This is a genomic window from Cycloclasticus sp. (assembly GCA_040743155.1).
In the GTDB taxonomy this organism is placed as follows: domain Bacteria; phylum Pseudomonadota; class Gammaproteobacteria; order Methylococcales; family Cycloclasticaceae; genus Cycloclasticus.
Map to the genome: position 1 here is coordinate 1,618,059 of JBFLJU010000001.1, position 19,099 is coordinate 1,637,157.

General features: G+C 43.2%; 22 protein-coding genes. 1 reads left to right on the forward strand and 21 read right to left on the reverse strand.

Annotation, left to right across the window (positions count from 1 at the left end; all coding sequences use genetic code 11):
• Positions 1-40: 40 nt before the first annotated feature.
• On the forward strand, positions 41-1,954 hold the full coding sequence (locus AB1Y31_07645) for a DUF4105 domain-containing protein (protein MEW4983040.1): 1,914 nt from the start codon (positions 41-43) through the stop codon (positions 1,952-1,954).
• Positions 1,955-2,261: 307 nt separating this feature from the next.
• On the opposite strand, the gene gspD is transcribed toward AB1Y31_07645, so the two are convergent.
• The 21 genes from gspD to AB1Y31_07750 all read right to left on the reverse strand — a co-directional run bounded on the left by gspD (position 2,262) and on the right by AB1Y31_07750 (position 19,098).
• Positions 2,262-4,427 (reverse strand): type II secretion system secretin GspD, encoded by a 2,166-nt coding sequence (gene gspD / locus AB1Y31_07650; protein ID MEW4983041.1) that lies wholly within the window; start codon positions 4,425-4,427, stop codon positions 2,262-2,264.
• A 23-nt stretch (positions 4,428-4,450) separates the two neighbouring features.
• The gene (locus tag AB1Y31_07655; GenBank protein MEW4983042.1) at positions 4,451-5,017 is read right to left on the reverse strand and encodes a hypothetical protein; all 567 of its coding nucleotides are present in this window, start codon (positions 5,015-5,017) and stop codon (positions 4,451-4,453) included.
• The gene (gene gspM, locus AB1Y31_07660; GenBank protein MEW4983043.1) at positions 5,017-5,598 is read right to left on the reverse strand and encodes a type II secretion system protein GspM; all 582 of its coding nucleotides are present in this window, start codon (positions 5,596-5,598) and stop codon (positions 5,017-5,019) included. The genes AB1Y31_07655 and gspM overlap by 1 nt, the downstream gene beginning before the upstream one ends.
• On the reverse strand, positions 5,595-6,677 hold the full coding sequence (locus AB1Y31_07665; GenBank protein ID MEW4983044.1) for a PilN domain-containing protein: 1,083 nt from the start codon (positions 6,675-6,677) through the stop codon (positions 5,595-5,597). The genes gspM and AB1Y31_07665 overlap by 4 nt, the downstream gene beginning before the upstream one ends.
• Before the next feature lie 26 nt (positions 6,678-6,703).
• Positions 6,704-7,687 carry a hypothetical protein gene (locus tag AB1Y31_07670; GenBank protein MEW4983045.1) on the reverse strand — a complete coding sequence of 328 codons (984 nt, stop codon included), beginning with the start codon at positions 7,685-7,687 and terminating at the stop codon, positions 6,704-6,706.
• Positions 7,680-8,306, reverse strand: coding sequence for a prepilin-type N-terminal cleavage/methylation domain-containing protein (locus tag AB1Y31_07675; protein ID MEW4983046.1), 627 nt, complete (start codon positions 8,304-8,306; stop codon positions 7,680-7,682). Before AB1Y31_07675 ends, AB1Y31_07670 begins: the two co-directional genes overlap by 8 nt.
• Positions 8,293-8,712, reverse strand: coding sequence for a hypothetical protein (locus tag AB1Y31_07680; GenBank protein MEW4983047.1), 420 nt, complete (start codon positions 8,710-8,712; stop codon positions 8,293-8,295). The genes AB1Y31_07675 and AB1Y31_07680 overlap by 14 nt, the downstream gene beginning before the upstream one ends.
• Positions 8,702-9,148, reverse strand: a complete 447-nt coding sequence (locus tag AB1Y31_07685; protein ID MEW4983048.1) for a GspH/FimT family pseudopilin — start codon at positions 9,146-9,148, stop codon at positions 8,702-8,704. The genes AB1Y31_07680 and AB1Y31_07685 overlap by 11 nt, the downstream gene beginning before the upstream one ends.
• Positions 9,149-9,228: 80 nt before the next feature.
• The gene (gspG, locus tag AB1Y31_07690) at positions 9,229-9,672 is read right to left on the reverse strand and encodes a type II secretion system major pseudopilin GspG (protein ID MEW4983049.1); all 444 of its coding nucleotides are present in this window, start codon (positions 9,670-9,672) and stop codon (positions 9,229-9,231) included.
• Between the two features lie 48 nt (positions 9,673-9,720).
• The gene (locus AB1Y31_07695; protein MEW4983050.1) at positions 9,721-10,932 is read right to left on the reverse strand and encodes a type II secretion system F family protein; all 1,212 of its coding nucleotides are present in this window, start codon (positions 10,930-10,932) and stop codon (positions 9,721-9,723) included.
• A gap of 12 nt (positions 10,933-10,944) precedes the next feature.
• Positions 10,945-12,621 (reverse strand): GspE/PulE family protein, encoded by a 1,677-nt coding sequence (locus tag AB1Y31_07700; GenBank protein ID MEW4983051.1) that lies wholly within the window; start codon positions 12,619-12,621, stop codon positions 10,945-10,947.
• A 325-nt stretch (positions 12,622-12,946) separates the two neighbouring features.
• Complete coding sequence (locus AB1Y31_07705; protein ID MEW4983052.1) at positions 12,947-13,102, reverse strand: hypothetical protein; 156 nt, start codon at positions 13,100-13,102, stop codon at positions 12,947-12,949.
• Between the two features lie 626 nt (positions 13,103-13,728).
• Positions 13,729-14,334 (reverse strand): DNA-binding domain-containing protein, encoded by a 606-nt coding sequence (locus tag AB1Y31_07710; protein ID MEW4983053.1) that lies wholly within the window; start codon positions 14,332-14,334, stop codon positions 13,729-13,731.
• 2 nt (positions 14,335-14,336) lie between these two features.
• Positions 14,337-14,582 carry a hypothetical protein gene (locus tag AB1Y31_07715; GenBank protein ID MEW4983054.1) on the reverse strand — a complete coding sequence of 82 codons (246 nt, stop codon included), beginning with the start codon at positions 14,580-14,582 and terminating at the stop codon, positions 14,337-14,339.
• 223 nt (positions 14,583-14,805) lie between these two features.
• A complete protein-coding gene (locus AB1Y31_07720) occupies positions 14,806-14,946 on the reverse strand; it encodes a Com family DNA-binding transcriptional regulator (GenBank protein ID MEW4983055.1) in 141 nt (46 codons plus the stop codon).
• Positions 14,947-15,086: 140 nt separating this feature from the next.
• Positions 15,087-15,464, reverse strand: coding sequence for a hypothetical protein (locus AB1Y31_07725; protein MEW4983056.1), 378 nt, complete (start codon positions 15,462-15,464; stop codon positions 15,087-15,089).
• Positions 15,465-15,466: 2 nt separating this feature from the next.
• Positions 15,467-16,009: a hypothetical protein gene (locus AB1Y31_07730; protein ID MEW4983057.1), complete on the reverse strand. Its 543-nt coding sequence runs from the start codon at positions 16,007-16,009 to the stop codon at positions 15,467-15,469.
• A gap of 1 nt (position 16,010) precedes the next feature.
• Positions 16,011-16,997 (reverse strand): hypothetical protein, encoded by a 987-nt coding sequence (locus tag AB1Y31_07735; protein MEW4983058.1) that lies wholly within the window; start codon positions 16,995-16,997, stop codon positions 16,011-16,013.
• A 2-nt stretch (positions 16,998-16,999) separates the two neighbouring features.
• Positions 17,000-17,587, reverse strand: coding sequence for a putative phage tail protein (locus AB1Y31_07740; protein MEW4983059.1), 588 nt, complete (start codon positions 17,585-17,587; stop codon positions 17,000-17,002).
• Entirely contained in the window at positions 17,587-18,663 is a 1,077-nt protein-coding gene (locus tag AB1Y31_07745) for a baseplate J/gp47 family protein (GenBank protein MEW4983060.1), read from the reverse strand. Before AB1Y31_07745 ends, AB1Y31_07740 begins: the two co-directional genes overlap by 1 nt.
• Positions 18,664-19,098, reverse strand: coding sequence for a phage GP46 family protein (locus AB1Y31_07750; GenBank protein MEW4983061.1), 435 nt, complete (start codon positions 19,096-19,098; stop codon positions 18,664-18,666). It abuts the gene before it with no gap.
• Position 19,099 lies beyond the last annotated feature (1 nt).

The window sequence follows — 19,099 nt, forward strand, 5'->3', positions numbered from 1 at the left end:
TTCCCACCTTTACCCTTCCCTTTTCTGCTTGAAACTTTGCGTGAGATTTTTTTTCATACTAAGAATTATATTAGTACTGACTATCGGAGTACCTATTGTTTCCGAAGCTAGTGATAATAAATTTAATACCGATGGGTTAATTGAGCTTGCTAAAAAGCTTAAGTTAAGCCAGCAACCTGTCTGGCATAAGCTAATACATTATGAAGAACATGCTTTAGGAAAGCATCAGTTCGTCAGTGCTATCCATGACGAAGGTTTTTTTAATGCCATCGATGGGGCAACCAACCCTGCAGCTGAACTTGAATCGACAATAAGAGGGCTAACTCAGCCACCCAAAATGGTTGGTGATGATGAGCATACTCAATGCAAATTTCCAGCTCGTTTTCATTGGTTGAGGAAGTCACTGAATATTTCACCAGAATCAATTCCATTCGTTAACTGTCCGAAATTTCATGATTGGACACTACAAAATTCAATAACATCTGTAAGCATTGTTTATGCGTCTGGCTTCTTGGGAAACCCCGCTTCATACTACGGACATATTCTTTTAAAGCTAAATTCAAAAAAGGTCAACAGACATGCAAGGTTGTTTGACCCGAGTATAAATTACGGCGCAATTGTTCCTTCAGGTGAGAACCCTTTTACATACATTTTTAAAGGAATTTTTGGTGGTTACGATGGTAGGTTCAGTCAGGCGGATTACTATTACCATAACCATAATTATGGAGAGCTGGAATTAAGGAACCTTTGGGAATATGAGGTGAAGTTAACGCAGACAGAAATTGATTTAGTCGTAGCGCACGCCTGGGAGGTCCTCGGTAAACAGTATAAATATTACTTTTTTAGAAAAAATTGCGCATACCGTTTGGCAGAAATATTGGAGATTATTGACGGCGTGAATATTATTCCTAAAAACCCATTTTTTACTTTACCAAGGGCTTTATTACAGAACATTGCGCAAAGTAAGGTTCACGGTAAACCCTTAGTGCGAAACGTAACATTCCGTGCATCAAGGGAAGCTAGGTTTTATGATAAATTCAATGCGCTGATTGAATCTGAAAAAAGCGTAGTTAAGGGGGCTCTAGACAAAATAAAGCCTATAGGTTCGTCGCAGTATGCTGCGTTGCCTTCAAATTCAAAAACTAACGTTGTAGAAGCTTTAATAGATTATTACCAGTTCAGCAAAACTGCAAAGTGGTTGCCTGAAAAAGAGGCTGATGAAAATTATCATGCCATGATTAAAGAACGATTTAAACTACCGGTAAGCAGCAATAAAAAGCTACCTTCAACCAACCAGCCTCCACATTCCGGGCGTAAATCTAGCAATATCCGCGTTGGTTTCAGCTCTAATAACCTGTTGGGCGATGGCCTTTCGTTGTTCCTTAGACCTGCTTATTATGATGTGTTAGATGCAACCTCAGGGCAGGTAAAAAACTCCGCATTATCAATGGGTGAGCTAAAGCTCTTTTTCCAGTCTGGAAATGCGTATATCAATTATTTAAATCTTTTAAAAATTGAAAGTATAAATAGCTCTTATTCAAAGCCATCAGTTGACATTGGCCCTGCGTGGAATATTAAACTTGGAATCGAACAAAATGATTTATCTTGCTTAAGCTGCTTGGTTACGCGTCTTGAGGGTGATTATGGCTATACTACTAACGTAAATCGCGACTTATTAGTCGGCGTATATGCTGGTGCTGGTATCCAAGATAACCGGCAAGGTAATGGCAATGCATTTATCAGGGCTTCAGTTTTTTCACATGTCCAAGTTACAAATAATTTAAATATGAAACTATATTTTGAATTACCAAAACAAATTGATGGTTCTGGTGGATTAAGTAACTCTTACACTTTAGAAGCGAGGCAGAGTCTGGCCGTTAATACAGACCTTCGTTTCTTATATGAGAAAAACAAAGCTAAGCAGTATTCAGTTTATATTGGGTATTACTTTTAAGCATATTTAGGTAATAGTTAAAATCTAGAGCGGAAGTTTATAGGCTCAGGCCTGCTTTTACGCCCCACTCTTTTGCAGCTTTTAATAACCGCTGATAATTAACACCCTTCGTCTGACTTGTTAATTTACGGCTCTATTTCAGTGCTCTTTTATATTGCCTTAAAGCGCCTAAAAATAACACCTTGTTTTACCCCTTCATTAATAATCGACGTTTTAAGTAGAGATTAATCCGCCTTCATTAACTGCCTTGGTGACACGCCAGCGCTCACCTTCACTAACAATACGCAACTCCTAGGTTTGATAATATTTAGTCTTTTGTACGAAAATTCACACTCTCTTTATTTTCAAGTTCTTGGTATATACCCGTTAACTTCCGCTTGAATTCTCGAGTGACAAGCCTCGCATCTAATTCATTTTTAATCACCCTAGGTGTCAAGAGCACAACCAACTCTGTTCTATCTAGCACCTTATCTGTTTTACCAAACAGACTGCCTATTATAGGCAAGCGACTCAAGATAGGCACCCCACTTCTGCCCAGCTCTCTTTGCTCAGTTATCAGCCCACCCAAAATAATTGTTTCGCCACTTGCTACAGCAACTGATGTTTTTATTTGTCGTTGTTGAATGGTCGGTGAGTCTATCTCCGAGCTTTCTGTTCGCGATACTCCGTCTACATTTTGCTCAACCTCCATAATAACCAAGCCGCCTGCATTTACCCGAGGCTTAACTTTTAAGGTGACTCCAGAATCCCGCATGTCGATGGTACTCGTAATGATGGCAGAATCACCCACCGCAGCGCTCGTATTGGCCGATTCCGAGGTTCTGATTGGCACTTGGTCACCAACTTTTATGATGGCTTCCTGATTATTCAGCACCATCAATGACGGTGAAGAAATAACATTAATTTTAGAATCGTTCGCTAAGGCATTTAATTCTGCCCGCACAAAGTCTGCACTATTAACGATTGAGTACGAGAAACCACCAAAGCCTGCCGCGTTAAAATTAGCATCTCCCACTCTACCCGCCCCGCTATAACGCCCCGATTTATTGTTAAAAAACCACTGCAATCCGTAATGTAGTTCATCGGTCAGGCTTACTTCAATTATTGTTGCATCCACTAATACCTGCAATGGCACAACATCTAACTGTTTAATGACTTTTTTAATCGGTTCATAATCTTGCGCACTGGCAACAATAACCAACGCGTTATTCATTTCATCAGGAATAATTCGAACTGCCCCACTTGTTTCACTGCTCACTGTACTGCTAACAGCTACGCGCCTTTTCATCTCTACCGGTTTTATTGCCGCTTTTGCTAACGGCTCACTGCTAAGTCTAACTGGCTTAAGCCCCGGTGCGATGACTGATGTACGTCTAGGACGACTAGAGGCTTCCTGCTGTGGATAAATTTGCTCTAAAATCGCTGCTAAGCTCACTGCATCCACATTTTGTACGGAGTAAACATGAATATGCCCTGCTTGACCCTGTGCTCCACTACGATCTAGGCGGGCAAGCCATTGTTTAATACTCTCCAAATACTTTACTTGAGATGTAATGACCATCAAGGCATTCATTCTCTCTATCGGCAACAGTTGCAACATACCGGAGAGATCCTTATTGCCCTCAGCGCCAAAAATTTCCATTAATTCTTTTTGTACCGTCTCCGCTTCAACGTAAGTCAGCGGAAATAAGCCAACAGATTTACCCTGTAAAACATCCACATCAAATAAGCCAATCAGTTCCTTCGTATTAATCAGATCTGCAGGACTACCGGCTACTAATAATAAATTTCTATTCTCGTCAATTTGTACAATCGCTTTCTTAGGCAGCACAGGTTCTAGAATTTTCTTCATGTCCTTAGCTCCCATGTACTGAAGGGAAATAACATTTATTTGATAACCATTTAGCGCCGCGCCGCCCAAGGTTAGGGGAACATTACCAGCAACCAGAGCCGTATTCAGTGGCTCCACCCGATATAGACCCGATTCTTCAATCAGCACTGCATTATTCATTGCTAACAACATCTGTAATGTTGGCAATAACGCCTGCGTTGTTAAGGGATTACTGGTTTGCATGGAGACGTTGCCGCCTACGTTAGGACTAATCGTAAAGTTTTTCTTTAACGTGTCCCCTAATATAACCTTAACAACTTCAGACACATCTACATTACTAAAATTAAAGGTGTAACTACCGTCATCTTCTACGCTTAGCGCACCTTTTGTCGTATTGTTAAGGGCTAAGAATTCACTATCCGCTCGATAAATTTCAGCCTTTTGTCTAGGCAAATTATCTTCAACGGGTGCTATTACTAATATGGGATCTTCTTTTTGAGCCTTTGGACTTATTTCAGAAGGAAACGAACCATTAATTATTCGTTTTTCTGATAAATTGGGTCCTAATGTTTCACACCCTTGGATGAACAAAGCACTTCCAATAAGTGCCGTTTTAACAATCATAAATGCAGTATTTCTCATTTTATGCTTCCCTGGTTAAGTTATTATTTTTTTAAACGTGGCTGAGACTTTATAATGGGTGCTCGTCGTTTACGGGTTTTACTGGCTCTTCCAATCTTATGCTTTTCCAACGTAAGCGTTATGATTTTCCCTAGTCTGCTAAAGGTGGCACTATGCTCCTGAACCGACTTTAACGTCCAACCCAAAGACTCATCACCTACGAATAAACGATAATAAGTACCTTTCGCATCAACTACCAACGCTAAAGACTTCTCTGCTGAAATGGTTAAACCCATTAAGCGCATTTTTGATGCGACACTTCCTGATGAGTTTGCGCCACTTTGACTTGACTCATTAGCACCCTTCTCAATGGGGCTTCTTCCTTCAACGAACAATGGCGTTGCAGATAAAACAGTGTAGTCTTCAGCTTGCACAATGGATAAGCTGGACAATAATTGCTCAGTCTCTTGTGAAAAGTCAGATGGAATTGACGAGGGCACATCGTCAGAATTTTTTATATTTAAAATACCCCATTCAAGTATAAGAATCAGTAGAAAAACCCCGCACAGCCTTAATGTAAGCTGTCTGACCAAATGTGCTTTAAGTACCATTACGCACCATCCCGCATTAAATAACTGGCTATTTCTAGCGTTATATTATGCGCTCCTACCGAACCACTGTTCCGTCGCCTAGAGCGTTTTCTTGATGAGACCGTTAGTTTTTCTATTAAGAGCAATGGCCTTGCCATTTCAAGGTCAAAAAGCAATTGCTGTAAAACCAAGTCATCACCCGTTAACCGTACATTAATAGCAAGCCGAGTTAGCTGCCCTTCCTGCTTCTCGGGTAGTATCCGAGTACTCACTAAACTGCCCTGCGATTTTTCAACTATTTCACGAATTGTATTTTGCACCTGTGCCGCCACAACACCGTGCGCCAGATTGTCATGAAACAACCTCGCTTCTTTAAGTGATGTCTGTAGCTCGGTTTTGTTATTAGAAATAACTCGCTTATTACTGATAACCTGCTCGTATTTGCTAAGCTGGAAACGTAAATCAGAGGCCTGTTCAGCATACTCCCCCTGCACTTTCCATAAGGGTGCAATAAACAGCCAAATGACTAGTAATACAACCACTACCAGCAATTCAACCGCTAGATAACGTTGCTGTTTATTCGTTAGGCTTTCGAACATCATTGAGACACCTCAACAATATTTATGCCAATTTTGAATGCTTGCTGGAGCCCCTTATTACTGGCAAGCGGTGAAGTAAACCTCGTGTTTGAAAATAGCGGCGAGTCCTCTAATAATTGAATTAAATCAGTCGCATTCTCTGAATACCCTTGTATGTTCAATTGGTTACCTGACAAGCGTAGATCTGTTAACCAACTATCCGCCGGAAGTCGCTTCGTGAGTTCAGCCAAAATATCAATAGCGTAGGGCTGGCTTGTTTTTTTGTTTAATAAACTTGTTATTTGCGCTTTGGAATGCTCAATGCTTGTTCGCATTTGACCGACTAATTTCACGTCATCCTTAATCGCAGCAATTCTAGTTTTCAACTCAGTAACCTCGCCTTCCACCACCCACGAGGGGTAGATTAATGAAGCGGATACTTCCAATAACAACAGAAGCGCTATGGCGGCCGTCAATAAGCGCTCCTTTTGGTTAACAATGGGTCGCATACTTTCAGGTAGTAAGTTAATTCTTGCCGCATCCGCTGGCAATGCCAATGTTGGCGAACAACTGGCTTTATTTGGTGATAGGCCAAAAAAACGACACTGATCAAGCATGGGCTCCAAAACATTTTTTGGTGTTGCAACAAAAAACACGCCTACCTGATTTTCCGGTGCAGATACCTTAGTGACTAACACATCAAAAAACGTAAGTTCAGCCTTAAATGGAGTATAACGATCCATTTCAAAGCCCATCACCTGATGCAAGTTTGTACTTGCTTGCTTAGGCAAAAAAATGTGACGGTTAATACACTGCTCGTGGGACAACACTAAAACACAATCGGCCTTAGATACCCCGACATGTATTGACAGCGTTTCCTGCCAAGCAGTACGGCCCGAATCATTCACTGCAAAGACACCAAGCTCAACGCGTTGTGATGCATTGACCCAAATCGCCCTTAGGCCATCTGAACCAAGCTCTAGCAATAAGGTGTTATCTGCAGCTTGGAGTTTACGTTGCCAAGCCATAGGGAGCAGCGCAAACAATTCTTTACCCCACCAGGTGAAGAATTGTTTTATTGATTGATTAATCGGTCCCAGCATTCATTTACATCCTTGGGTTTTATTTTTTACCCACTAATGTGATACCTATCAACTTCCAAAAACAGAGGCAGTAAACTGTCTTCATTTCTACGCATCAATACATTTGTGACTGATGGCTTACCGTTTAAGCTATTGACTTTAATGGACATCTCTATCCAATACCCCCTGCTAGGTGTTTTGATATTAGCATACTTTCGCATTGCTTCTGATACAAAAACACCCGCTCTCTTTACTAAACGATCTGATAGTACTTGCTGAACCCAAACATCCCCAACATCAAATAGCTCAGAAAATACATTTAATACGGGCTCTGTCGCCACACCTAGGTCAAGCTTTTTTATCGGCTGTACCGTTAGTAACGGCCGTATTTTCCGATAAAAAGAATCGGTCATGCCCTTAACATGCAACAATTCACGCAAGTGGTTAAATGGACGGTTTGCAGGGATATATTCCACCTCTATTGAAGCATCTAATATCTGCGAGTCATTTTCCAACTGCCGCTCTGCTCCATGTTCACGGACAAGATCATCTACATCCCTCCAGTCTAAAATACAGTCGGCTAACTGTTCAGCTTGCAGGGGCTCGGCACCCGCCGATATTAGTAGCCCCAATAAGATTTTTTTATCCAACAGATTAATATTGAATTTACCCACTTCATCATGAATTCTAATACCTATCAACTCACCCTCAAACTTGATTTGGTAGTCCGCATCACGCGCATACCAACGCGCTTCCTCAACCGGTTGCGTCATCATGTATGACGCGTATAAAACCCCTGTGTTAACTAATTCTTCGGCACGTAACTGTGATTTTTTGTTATGCATAAGGCTAGCCCCGCCACGCATACTACTGCTGAAACTAGCTGCCATCACCGACAATAGAACCATCATTAGCAAAACAAATACTAAAACGACACCCGTCTGCCCCTGAGGTATTGGTTGATTATCCATGCTAAAAAACCTAGCACCTTGCCAATTGCCCATAACAACTCGTGCAGGTAGATTAGCCATTTTTTTTCGCTTCTCGTAGCGCTATAACAATAGGCGGCCAAGCTGAACCCGATTTAGTCGTTAAATCAACCTTAACTAACAGTGGCAAGCTCTTTTGCTCGACCCAACTAGAATGCCAAGCAGATTCTTTTTCCGCATTGAGCACCCCGAAATATTTCAAGGTGACATTAGTAATATCAGCCAATTGTACAATTTCATTTATCGCGTCATTCAACGGAGCCTCACCAATTTTCACATACGTTTTTAAGGCTATTTGCAATACTGGCTCCGACGCGTCAGCCTGCATACTTATCGAATAAACCCCATCGCCCCCCTGCTTAATTGATTGCGGCATACTGGAAACGAAACTAAGGTTATGTGGTTCACCACTAAATGCCAGCTCAGCACTTGTAGTGGACTGTTTTGCTAATTTCGCCGCATAAACCTTAGTATTTAATAATGTTTGAAGCGCCATAACTTGTCGTACTTCATGCGAACGCTTTTCGCCTGTCGCCGTGCTTTTTATGGCCATGCTCAAACCGCTGTACAAAGCAATCGAAATAACGCTGAATAAGGTCAGGCCAACCAGTAATTCAAGTAACGTAAAACCCCGCGCACTTTCTTGTTTAGCCGTTAACATTGTTTTGCTCTTTTTCCATCAACCGTAAATTAGACAACTCATAATGTCGCTTTTTGATGCCTTCAAACCAGGTGATGCTAATAACGCACTTAAATGCCATAACAACGGGCTCTTCATCTAGCAACTCAACATCAATCATATACGGCGTCATGTTCACCGCCCAATCAAATCGATCAGCAAAACGACCGCTTATGGGGGAATCTTTTACGCCATATTCGACCCCCACTTGTGCCATTAATGACTGCGCTAATATCGTTGCTTTACCATAGTCTTCTGCCGTCGCCGTTAATCGTAGGCCACCTGAAAAAGCGCGGATTAGAAGTGTTAATGCTACTGCAGCAATAACAAAAGCCACCAGCACTTCTAACAAGGTGAACCCCAGCCATTTATGGTGTTTACACTTCACTATCAATGTCTACCTCACCGGTCAGCCAATTAATATGAATTTGTTGCTCTCGTTCCCCTTGCTGTAAGCTTATACGCCCACCACTTGAAGAGCCATCAGGGTAGAAAAATATAGCGCCTGAACTAGCACCCCGCACTAGACCTGCGCCTGTTAAAATTGTTACGTCTAAGTCTTTAGGTAATTGGTAAACTTTCTCACTACCACTTAATTGGTAACTTCGCTCCTTTACGTTAAGCAACAACGAAGCTGGCGTGGAGGCATTAACTGCCTGACTACTACTACGCCGAAGTGCGGTTGCCAGCTCTTGCGTCGCTTTCGGTAGCGTCATTCCGCTAATAGTTCGATACATATCGGGGGCAACAAACACCAATAAAACTGACGATATTGTCAGCACCAGCAATATTTCCAGTAAGGTAAAGCCATTCCTTTTATACATTTGATATAAACACGTTCTAAACGTTGTTCAGCATGCCTGAGTTATTAAAAATCAGCATGCCTGAGTTATTAAAAATAAGACTACTCCCAACTATTAATATCAGCATTATCATCAGCACCACCAGACCGGCCATCTGCCCCAAATGAAAACACATCAACCTCAGACTTGAGCCCAGGATAGACATAATGATACTGCGCATCCCAAGGGTCAGCCGGAATTACCGATTTACGCAAATAAGGGCCGTTCCAATTCTTAACGTCATCGGGTAAGCGAATCAGCGCGGCCAAGCCTTGATCTGTACTTGGGTATCGTCCGATGTCTAGCCTATAGAGCTCTAATGCAGACACCAAGCCCTCTATTTGCACCCGTGCTGCCTTTGGTTTTGAAGAACTGAATTGCTTCATCACTTGCGGGCCAATTAACCCAGCCAATAGACCAATTATTGCTAACACCACCAATATTTCAATCAGTGTAAAACCCTTCTTTTCGCCACCACGAAGCAGCCTACTCGTTTTTCTCATCATCAAACCCATCACCATCGTTGTATAAAAATATAATGTGCCCTTAAGCAACTAAAAAGCAAAATCATTAATGCTGACAAGGGCCAGTAACACAGAAAAAATAATGCCCGAAATAATAAGCCCCAAGACTAAAATCAACACCGGCTCAAACAAGGATAACAATCGTTGCAAACTCACCTTCACTTCTTGATCATAAGTAGACGCTAACTTATCAAGAACTTGCTGTAAGTTGCCTGTTTCCTCACCCAAGCGAATCATGCGTACAACCATCTTCGGAAAGTGGTCATGGCTATCAAATACCGACGACATCATTGTTCCTTGCTTCAAACTCTCTCGGGCCAGCTCAACCTGCTCAACAAGTACCCGGTTAGTAAGGGTATTTTTAACAATTGATAATGCCTCAAGCAATGGCAAGCCATTGCTAAGTAAGCTTGCCAGTGTGTAACTGAAACGCGTCACTTCTACTTTTTTAACCAAATCCCCCACTAAGGGAATTTCCAAACAGCGCCGATCCCAACGGTAGCGTAACTCAGGTGTTCTTAAAATATGTTGAACCAGCGAAACGCAGCCAATAAAAATGAGCACCAACACCCACCAATACGATTCTAAACCACTCGCAATACCCATAACAATGGCCGTAGATAAAGGAAGCTCTTTCCCCCCACTGGCAAATAATTCGGCAAACTGCGGTAACACTAAGGTCATTAATAAAACAATCGATGCGACAGAGGTCAACAATAAAATGGCGGGGTACACCAATGCCGATACCACCGTGCTACGTAACGCCTCGATGCGTTCCAAGTATTCAGCTAAATGCGACAATGAGCCAGCAACGTCTCCGCTCGCTTCACCCGATTTGATAATGCCAATATAAAAACGCGAAAAACCACAGTCTTGTTGCTGTAAAGCATTGGATAAAGGCACGCCTTGTTTTATTTTCTTAAATACCTGCTCTGTAACACCATGAATTTCTGGCAAGCTTTCAGTAAGCTCAAGCAGCATGTTAAGTGCTTGATCCATCGGCAAGCCAGCTTGTAACAGTGTTGCGAGTTGTTGGGTAAACAGTAGTACCTGCTTATTCTTTAAACCTTGTTTAGCGCCCGAAAAGAACCGGACTGAAACCGTGTTTGCGGGAACCACACGAATAGGAACATAGCCGTGCTCTTGCAAATCGCTAACAATACTTTCAATACTTGGTGCTTCACGCACTTCGTCGATTAGCCCCCCGTCAGAGTGTACCGCTTTACAGTAATAAGATGCCATACGCAGAGCTCATCATTTTTTAGTTAGTCGTACAACTTCTTCCAGTGTTGTCAAACCGCGCGCCGCTTTCTTAAGACCATTCACCAGCATTGACTCCATGCCCTCTGATAAGGCAGATTCATTCATCTCAAACGCATCCGCTCTCGCCATCACCTGCTTTTTAATCGTCTCTGATACGTCTAAAAATTCAACCATCGCTAACCGCCCCTTATATCCCGTGTTTCCGCAATGTTCGCAACCCGTCGCTGCATAAAAGTTGCTGCCTTCAGAGTCAATCACTGCCTGCATCGCTAATTCTTCTATTAGTTCCTTAGCGGGCATATAAGCTTGCTTGCAATGATCACATAAGCGCCTCATCAAGCGTTGCGCTAAAATCCCGGTTACCGTTGAAGCCAACAAAAAGTCATCAACCCCCATATCAAGCAAACGGATCATTCCTGAAGCCGCATCATTGGTGTGCAAGGTGGTCAACACCAAATGCCCCGTTAGAGCAGATTGCACCGCAATATTCGCAGTTTCCGTATCACGCATTTCACCCACCATAATGATATCGGGGTCTTGCCGTACGATGGATCGTAAGACGTTAGAAAACGTTAAATCAATGTCGGCTTTAACTTGAATTTGGTTAATCCCTTCCAGTTCATACTCAACAGGATCTTCCACTGTAATAATTTTTGACTCTGGTGTATTAAGCCGAGTTAAGGCCGTGTACAGCGTTGTGGTTTTACCACTGCCAGTAGGTCCTGTTATTAAAATAATCCCATTCGGTTGCGCCAGCACATCAAGAAAACGTTCTAAAGACTGACCTTCGAAGCCCAATGTTTCAAAATCAAGATCAATTTGCGAGCGGTCTAATAGGCGAATGACCACCCCTTCGCCGTGTATCGTTGGGCTTGTCGAAACACGCATATCAAAGTCTTTTGCATTAAGCTGATAACGAATACGACCATCCTGAGGTATCCGTCGTTCAGCGATATTCAGTTTGGCCAATAGTTTAACGCGAGAAATCACCCCAACAGCGGTACCAGCCATTGCTAAATCAATATCCTTCAGTACACCATCTATCCGCAATCGAAGCTTTAAGCTTTTATCGATCGACTCTATATGAATATCAGACGCGCCAGCATCCACCGCTTGCTGAAACAAGGCATTAACAAAACGAATCACCGGCGCTTCGCTAGCAATATCGCGCAAACGTTCAATGTCTGCGTCATCGTTACCATTAACATCGCTGGCACTCACCTCAGTGCCATCTTCCAATTGTTGAGCAACCGCCTTTTCAATCTCTGAACGCACACCGACATGAACATCAATTTGTTTATTCAACGCCAACGCCAACGCCACCGCAACATAGTCATCCAAAGGATCCATCAGCGCAACACCCACGCGTTGCTCATCAACATACAAACCGGCAATCGAAAACTCTTTTAAGAAACGAGGAGATACACCATCCAATATCGCATTGTCAGGAAAATCTTTGGCATAAACACGCGACCGAAGACTAAGCTCCGCTAATTGATCGGCCAGATCCACTTCAGACAACATGCCCAAATCTAGCAGTAGCTGTGGCAAGCTCAATACTGAATTGGTATTGGCTAGGCGCTCAGCCTTTGCGACATCCATATCACTTAGCAAGCCCTTATCTAACAGTGCTTTTAAAAAACCTTGATAACAGTCATTAATACCCATGTGCCCTTATCCATCGTGCATTGAATCATCTACCTGAAAGTATAACTATACCCGTGGAGTATTTAAGAAAATAGGAGAAAAGTGAGTTACTCATCATTAAAAGCTCCCCCCTCCATCAGCTTGAAGAAATTCAAGCTGGCTTGTATCTTAATTCCAGTCTTAATTTAGCGCCATAAATAACGGTTGTATGAGAGGTAGAGACATTGTAAGCATGCCTTGCTTATTTGAACTTTTTTTAGCGTGTTCCACAACGGCTACATGAAATTAATTGTGACGATGAAACCCGCGGGGTGAGCATTTGGGACGGAATTTTTCTGGTTACTCTTTAGTCACTACCATAGGTAGTTACATTACCCACATCAGCTTGACCACCTGATGCGACATTAACGCGCTGCACTTGTCCCTTGTTGCGTTTCTTCTTTAGCGCTTCCTGCCCGCCAACTATATTAATTGGAGAAGATAAACTCGAAAACCTTGCCAAGGTTCATCAAGCTCTTCACGCGTCGGGGTTACATACTCCTCTATTTCAATTTTGGGAAACCTAAGAGACAAGATAGCGCCGATAACGCAAGAATTTTCCTTAAAATAAAGTTCAACAATGATGCTTAGAAATTTGAATAAGTGGAGGCGCACTCAACACATAAATGAGTTGTATTTTGTTGTCGTTTTTTTATTCTGAAGTGTTCCATGAGTGCCCTACAGGCACAAAAAAGCCAGCTTGAAAGCTGGCTTTTATTGTATAGATGGTGGGTCGTGCGCGATTCGAACGCGCGACCATTGTAAAGAAGTATTAAAACGTATGCAGGAGAATAAACCACTGTAGTTTTGAAGGCTCCCTAAATTACCAATGTCTGTTAATCATTGGGGCACTGGTTCGAGTCCAGTCGGAGGAGCCATATATCAAAGCCTTAGCGTTTTTCGACGTTGGGGCTTTTTTATTTTGGCTGGCTTTAGAGAGTATTACGAACTCTAAACACCCTCTTTGTAGCCGGACACATGAATAGTGATGAAAATACACTTTTCGTAGCTCGTTAAGTGACCGCGCCTCTTGAATCGGTAACGATTAAAGAGGGATTACCGCCCGTTTAAGGGCGGCTTAATAAACACTTAATCGTTGTCGTAAATAGTCCTTAACTCGAAACCCTTCATGTTATATAGCAGTCGAAACGCATCATATGATGGCATCTGCCAACCGTTCTTTTTAGCTACCTCAGACGTCTCCTTATAAGCTAATGAAAAACTAGGCTGTGACATCGCCTTATAGATCTTTAAAAAGCACTCCCAAACGTCATCGTGAATGTCATACATATACCGCCTAGAAATGCCTGATAATTTAGCTCTACGCTGGACAGTTCTGACCGAGGGAAATGACCAGTTTTGCAGACGTGATTCTACAAGCGTTTTTTCATAAGCCTCTGACATGCTGGGCGGGCTACTCTTGCTGTAAGCATCAAGAAAATAGTCCCAAGCTTTCTCACTAAAAGGCGCGGTTACTGTCCGTCCTTTATGTTTCGCCGTCAATATATCCAACCATTCCTGTCGAGGCTTACCACGCACTGCTCCATACCACCGATAAACAACGTTCTTATGAACATTAAACTGCTTGCCTACAGTCTCCCATGCCTTCGTGGGTGGCAATCCGGATTTAATCAACACCAGTCCAGCCTCAATAGCTTGGCAACGCTTTTCCGCTGAAGGCTGTTTAGCGCTCATAATCAGCTCACCACTCGAAAGTTTCCAAGCCTGTGAGCATCATCTAATTTTGTAATTGCTTCTTCCATTGAGTCGTAAACTAGGCAAAATAAATTGAGTAAGTTGTTGGTTCCCACGCTATCGAGGCAGCTCTCATGGTTGGAAGAATTTGCAGCCTGATTAAGCAAATCTCTTATGGCGGCATATGAGTGCTGGGTTTCGTGTAAGCGGTCAAGCGCTTCGATAATATCTGTTGAATTACTAGCCATGATGGCCTCCTTTTTGATTTTAGTAGTTTTGCCACCATCATAAATAAGGAGTGGCAGGACTCAACTACCGTCAAAAAGTGCTCGGCGAAGGGTATTTCCCGAAGGTTTTATATTTCCCTTTCTCATCCCACCATAAGGAGGATAACACATGAACAATATGACGATAGTAAGTGAATACTAATCCTTAACTTTTCATGTGTCAATATATAATTATTCATATGGCTCAATTAACCCATATCGTGACGGTAGGCTCATTGGCCTTCAGAAAATTAATTGTTTTGCAGCGGGTGCATTTAATTTCTATCTGTTTGAATAACGCTTTAGCTAATAATTTACTGCAGCGATTGCATCGTACTTCGATCATGTGAGCCTTTATTTATATTTGTGCTAGGCTTCCTTTGCTGCGTCGACGCGGCGGGAAGCCTTGACTGGCTCACAGGCTGTATTCCTGTGGGTTGGTGACCAGTCCGATGTTGATGCATCAGACTGGTCGCTTCTTTTCTTTTATTGCTTGAGTATTTGTTCTTTGGTTTTGTATGGGCCGTATTCAAATCTGACCCATCCGAGCGCCACCACTATTAAATAAAACACGACTGCGACTAATAGCGCGGCTAGGTATTGCAGTAATTTACGGTCTTTAAGCAGAACCGCAGCATCGCGAATCATGGCGTTGTATAAGCCTTTATCGCTCGCTGTTTTATCCGCTTTGGATCCACCTCGTGCATAACCGAAATCGTGCCTTCTGCAGCTGGCTTCAAATAACCAGCCGAACAGCCAATTGATCAACCATCTTGGGAACCGACGTGGGCCACAACCATTGCCGTATTTTTCTTGTTCTGCTGCTGATAGTTCAGACCAGCGAACGGGTTCACATTGGCACATAATTAAAACGCCACCACAATCGCATCCAAATCAGCCTGTGTGGCTGTTTCGCCCAACGCATCAACCGCCGTCATTAATGCCTGTTTTTGTGCGAATTTTGTTTGGTAATCCGCGCCCAAGGTCAAAATAACTACATCCGCTTCAGCAAGGCTTAACGCATGCTCCACATTCGCCGCATCAAATATAGAAACAGCCGTTAACCCCGCCATTTCCGCCATCCGTTTCGCCGCATCAATTTTTAAAGCAGAATCAAAACCACCGCTCCACACATCACTATTGGCATCGGTTACCGGTAATACAGAACCGGTATTAAACGCGGTTCTAATTTCACTGTGTTTAATGTTTTTTGCATCCCCAATCACGAAATCAGGCACATAATCTAGCACCGTAGCAGTGGCAATGTCATAGCGTTTGCTGTTCGTGTTTTGAGACAGCAACATAAAATCAGCATTGCTTACTTCAATGGCTGACTCTGGGATAGTGTGAATTGATTTAAGCCAAACGTGGTCAAATGTACCGTTTTGTTTTAGTGTGATTTTTTTCATATTATTTACCTATCGCCGTCCAATAAAACGTACCTAAACCTGTAGAACTCCCGCGAATGAGCATGCTTGATTTATTAGAAACAGAATCTAAAATATCAATACCTACAACATATAATGACCCAGAAGCCGACCCGTCTGTCGCTGTCGCAATAAATATTTCAGTAGGGAAAGCTATTGGAAATGTAACTGTTTTAGTAACACTCGCAGATGCCATTTCTTTCCCCCATTGAATAATTAATCCGCCAAGCCACGAAGGGAAAACAATATAACCATTGGTAGCCAACAAACTTGAAAAACCAAACCCCATTTTAAGTGGCGACACATAGCGTATGTCATCGGTTAAATTATCTGTTTCAGCTTGCGATGACCTCTCGACCACACCCGCCTCCGTTTCGCTTGCAGCAACAACAGATGAATCAGGGTCGATATCCACAAACAATGTGGTTGCTGACTTAGCCAGTCCTAGCATCACTTTTTCAGCAGGCGCCACCGTCGTAATAGCCCCTGCTGTAGCATCCGATAAGTAATACCGAGAGCCTGCCGTTAATCCACTAAATAGATCAGAGCGTCCAAAGGCTTCCACAAGGCTATTGGTCACATCAGCAAAGCCGACAACGTCTTGTTTATCGGTAGCATCTGCAATGGCTTTATCGTATCGGCTGTTACCTTCATCCCAATAAACAGCATTTCCGTCGGCTACTGCGGGGGCGAATGTCGCACCGTCCAAACGCACCACATGGTTGCTTTGGCCAACAATTTTAACAATCGCTTTTTGTACCAAATTAAGGTCGCCATCGTCAGGTGTTAACCCTGCCGTTGTGATGACATTTCTCAGTGACTCACCTATTTTGTAAAACCAATGTGCTCCTGGTTTAGTAGCTGGAATGGCCGACTGAGGGTTGCCCTCTGTTGGGTATCCAGTTGATGGTGTAGACGGAACAAGCGGCGGTGTTCCAGCTGCTCCATCTTCGTAATTACGTGGTTCCATTATTAGCCTCCATAGCTGAATAAAATTATTGTGTGAGCGGGTTTTAAGCGTGTAAGAACGCACTCAAGTCGGGTATTCCCCCAGCTTGCGAGTGCGGTATTAACATCGCTGGATATTGTTAGTTCAGTGACCGTTTCAGCCGGGGCATTAACCTGCCAAGCGAACTGCCAGTTTTGGCCATAAATTAATTCATTAACTGAACCTGCTACCGTAAACGGGTCAAATTCGATAATGGTGATTACAAAGCCGATTTTTAAGGCCAGATCAATAAAATATTGGCGTGACTGACCACCTACGGATGTGAGTAATTCAAGTACGGCTTCACGGCGTTGTTCGAGCGTTTCAGCCTGTCCAATACATTTGTCTGGCAAGCCTAAGTATTGCTCCCAGTCGTACAACATTTCAAACATGCTGCGAGGGTCTGTTTCATCGATCAAATCAGATACACGGGCATCAATACGCGCAAACTCTTGCGCCAATGTGCCCATCCAATTCATGAACTCAGAATCTGATTGTGTGAGGTCATCCCATAGAACGCCTCGCGGCATAAGCTGGCCTAGCTGATGGGTGTATTCTTGCGCGTTATGCATTAAGGAATCGCCTGCCAAGTGATTGCGCCAAGCGTTGATAGCTCACCTGCGCTTAGGGTTATATCCGTACTCGGTGACACTAGAATATGGTTGTTTTCACCGGTAGCAATGGAGATTGCTTCGCGGACATGGCTAATTAAAACTGTACCCGACCCAGTGCCGTCTTCAACTTGAGCCTCTACCCTAAACAGGTCGTTTAAGGAATCTTCAATGGCCGCTTGAACAGCTGTGGTGTTAGGTGATAGCTGAATGGTCATCGCCTGGGCCGCTTCTGTTGGCGCCATGACGATCACATCAGCGGTTACAGGACGAACGCTATCTATATAGTCTTGTACTGTTGTTACTTCGCCTGCATCGGGTATCAACGTAACATCATCGTCGCGGGTAAAGAACACGCCTACTGTGCCATCGCCCATCCATAGGCCAAACGGCCAAACACGGGTTACGCCAGGTACTTCTTTTGCCCATTTAATATAGTCAACCTTTGCACCACCTTGCGGGGTTTGCTGTACGCGTTCTTGCAAACGATCACCCAATGAATCAAGACTTTCAATCTCGGTGCCGCCAGTTAAGCCAGATGCATCAACGATCGCTTCACTATTGATACCTGCCAATGGCGTTATCGGTGTTAATTTAGATCCTGCCGCCGTATTGCCATCGCTACCGGCAATCACCGCAGTAACAGATACCGAGGCAACCCCTGCAACGATGGTTACTTCTTGGTCAATTTCAAACTCAACGCCATCAGATCGCACCCAGAGAATATCTGTGCCGATAACAGCACCATCGGTGCCTACAAAATCAATTAAGCCAATCGCGCTGGTTGCTTTATTGCGCGTAATGCCCCACCAGCTGGCATGTCGCTCTAATATTTCAGAGTCTGCCGTATCAGGAATAATCTGCAGGCTTAGCCAATCTAAATGGCCGTGTAAGCCATGCGATACAGCTGCAACACCGTTCATTACCGCATTCAATAAGGCTGCTCGTAATTTAGGATCAGAACCATCTAAGCGTGAATCAATATCCGCTTCAATACGACTCATTATTTCGGTAATTTTTGGTCTATTAAATGCCATTTAAGCTGCCTTTAATTCATAGTTAAATGTGTCTTGCCAGGTACTTCCATCGCCTTTAGTCAACGTGATGTAGATGCCTAATTTGCCTGTTTCAAACCAATCAGTAGTTACATTAATAGCCTCTGCAATATCATCATCAATTAGCCATTCCAAAGCTTCACTGGCATATTCTTGTGCGCGTTGTAAAACATCGTCTAAGGTCTTCTCACGCTCTAATAACCAGAGCCTTGAACCCAGACTTGTTTCACTAAAACTATCCGCCCAGTGACCTCGACGATCCCCGTCATCGCTCGGCAACACATCGTCTTCATGTGCGCGAGCATCGGTAAATAAACTGATTAAAATAGTCGTCCGTAAACCATCGTCGTGTTTTAAATCGGGGCCATCCAAAGCAATATCAAAGCGACCACCTGTTTGTATTAATGCAGCATCCATA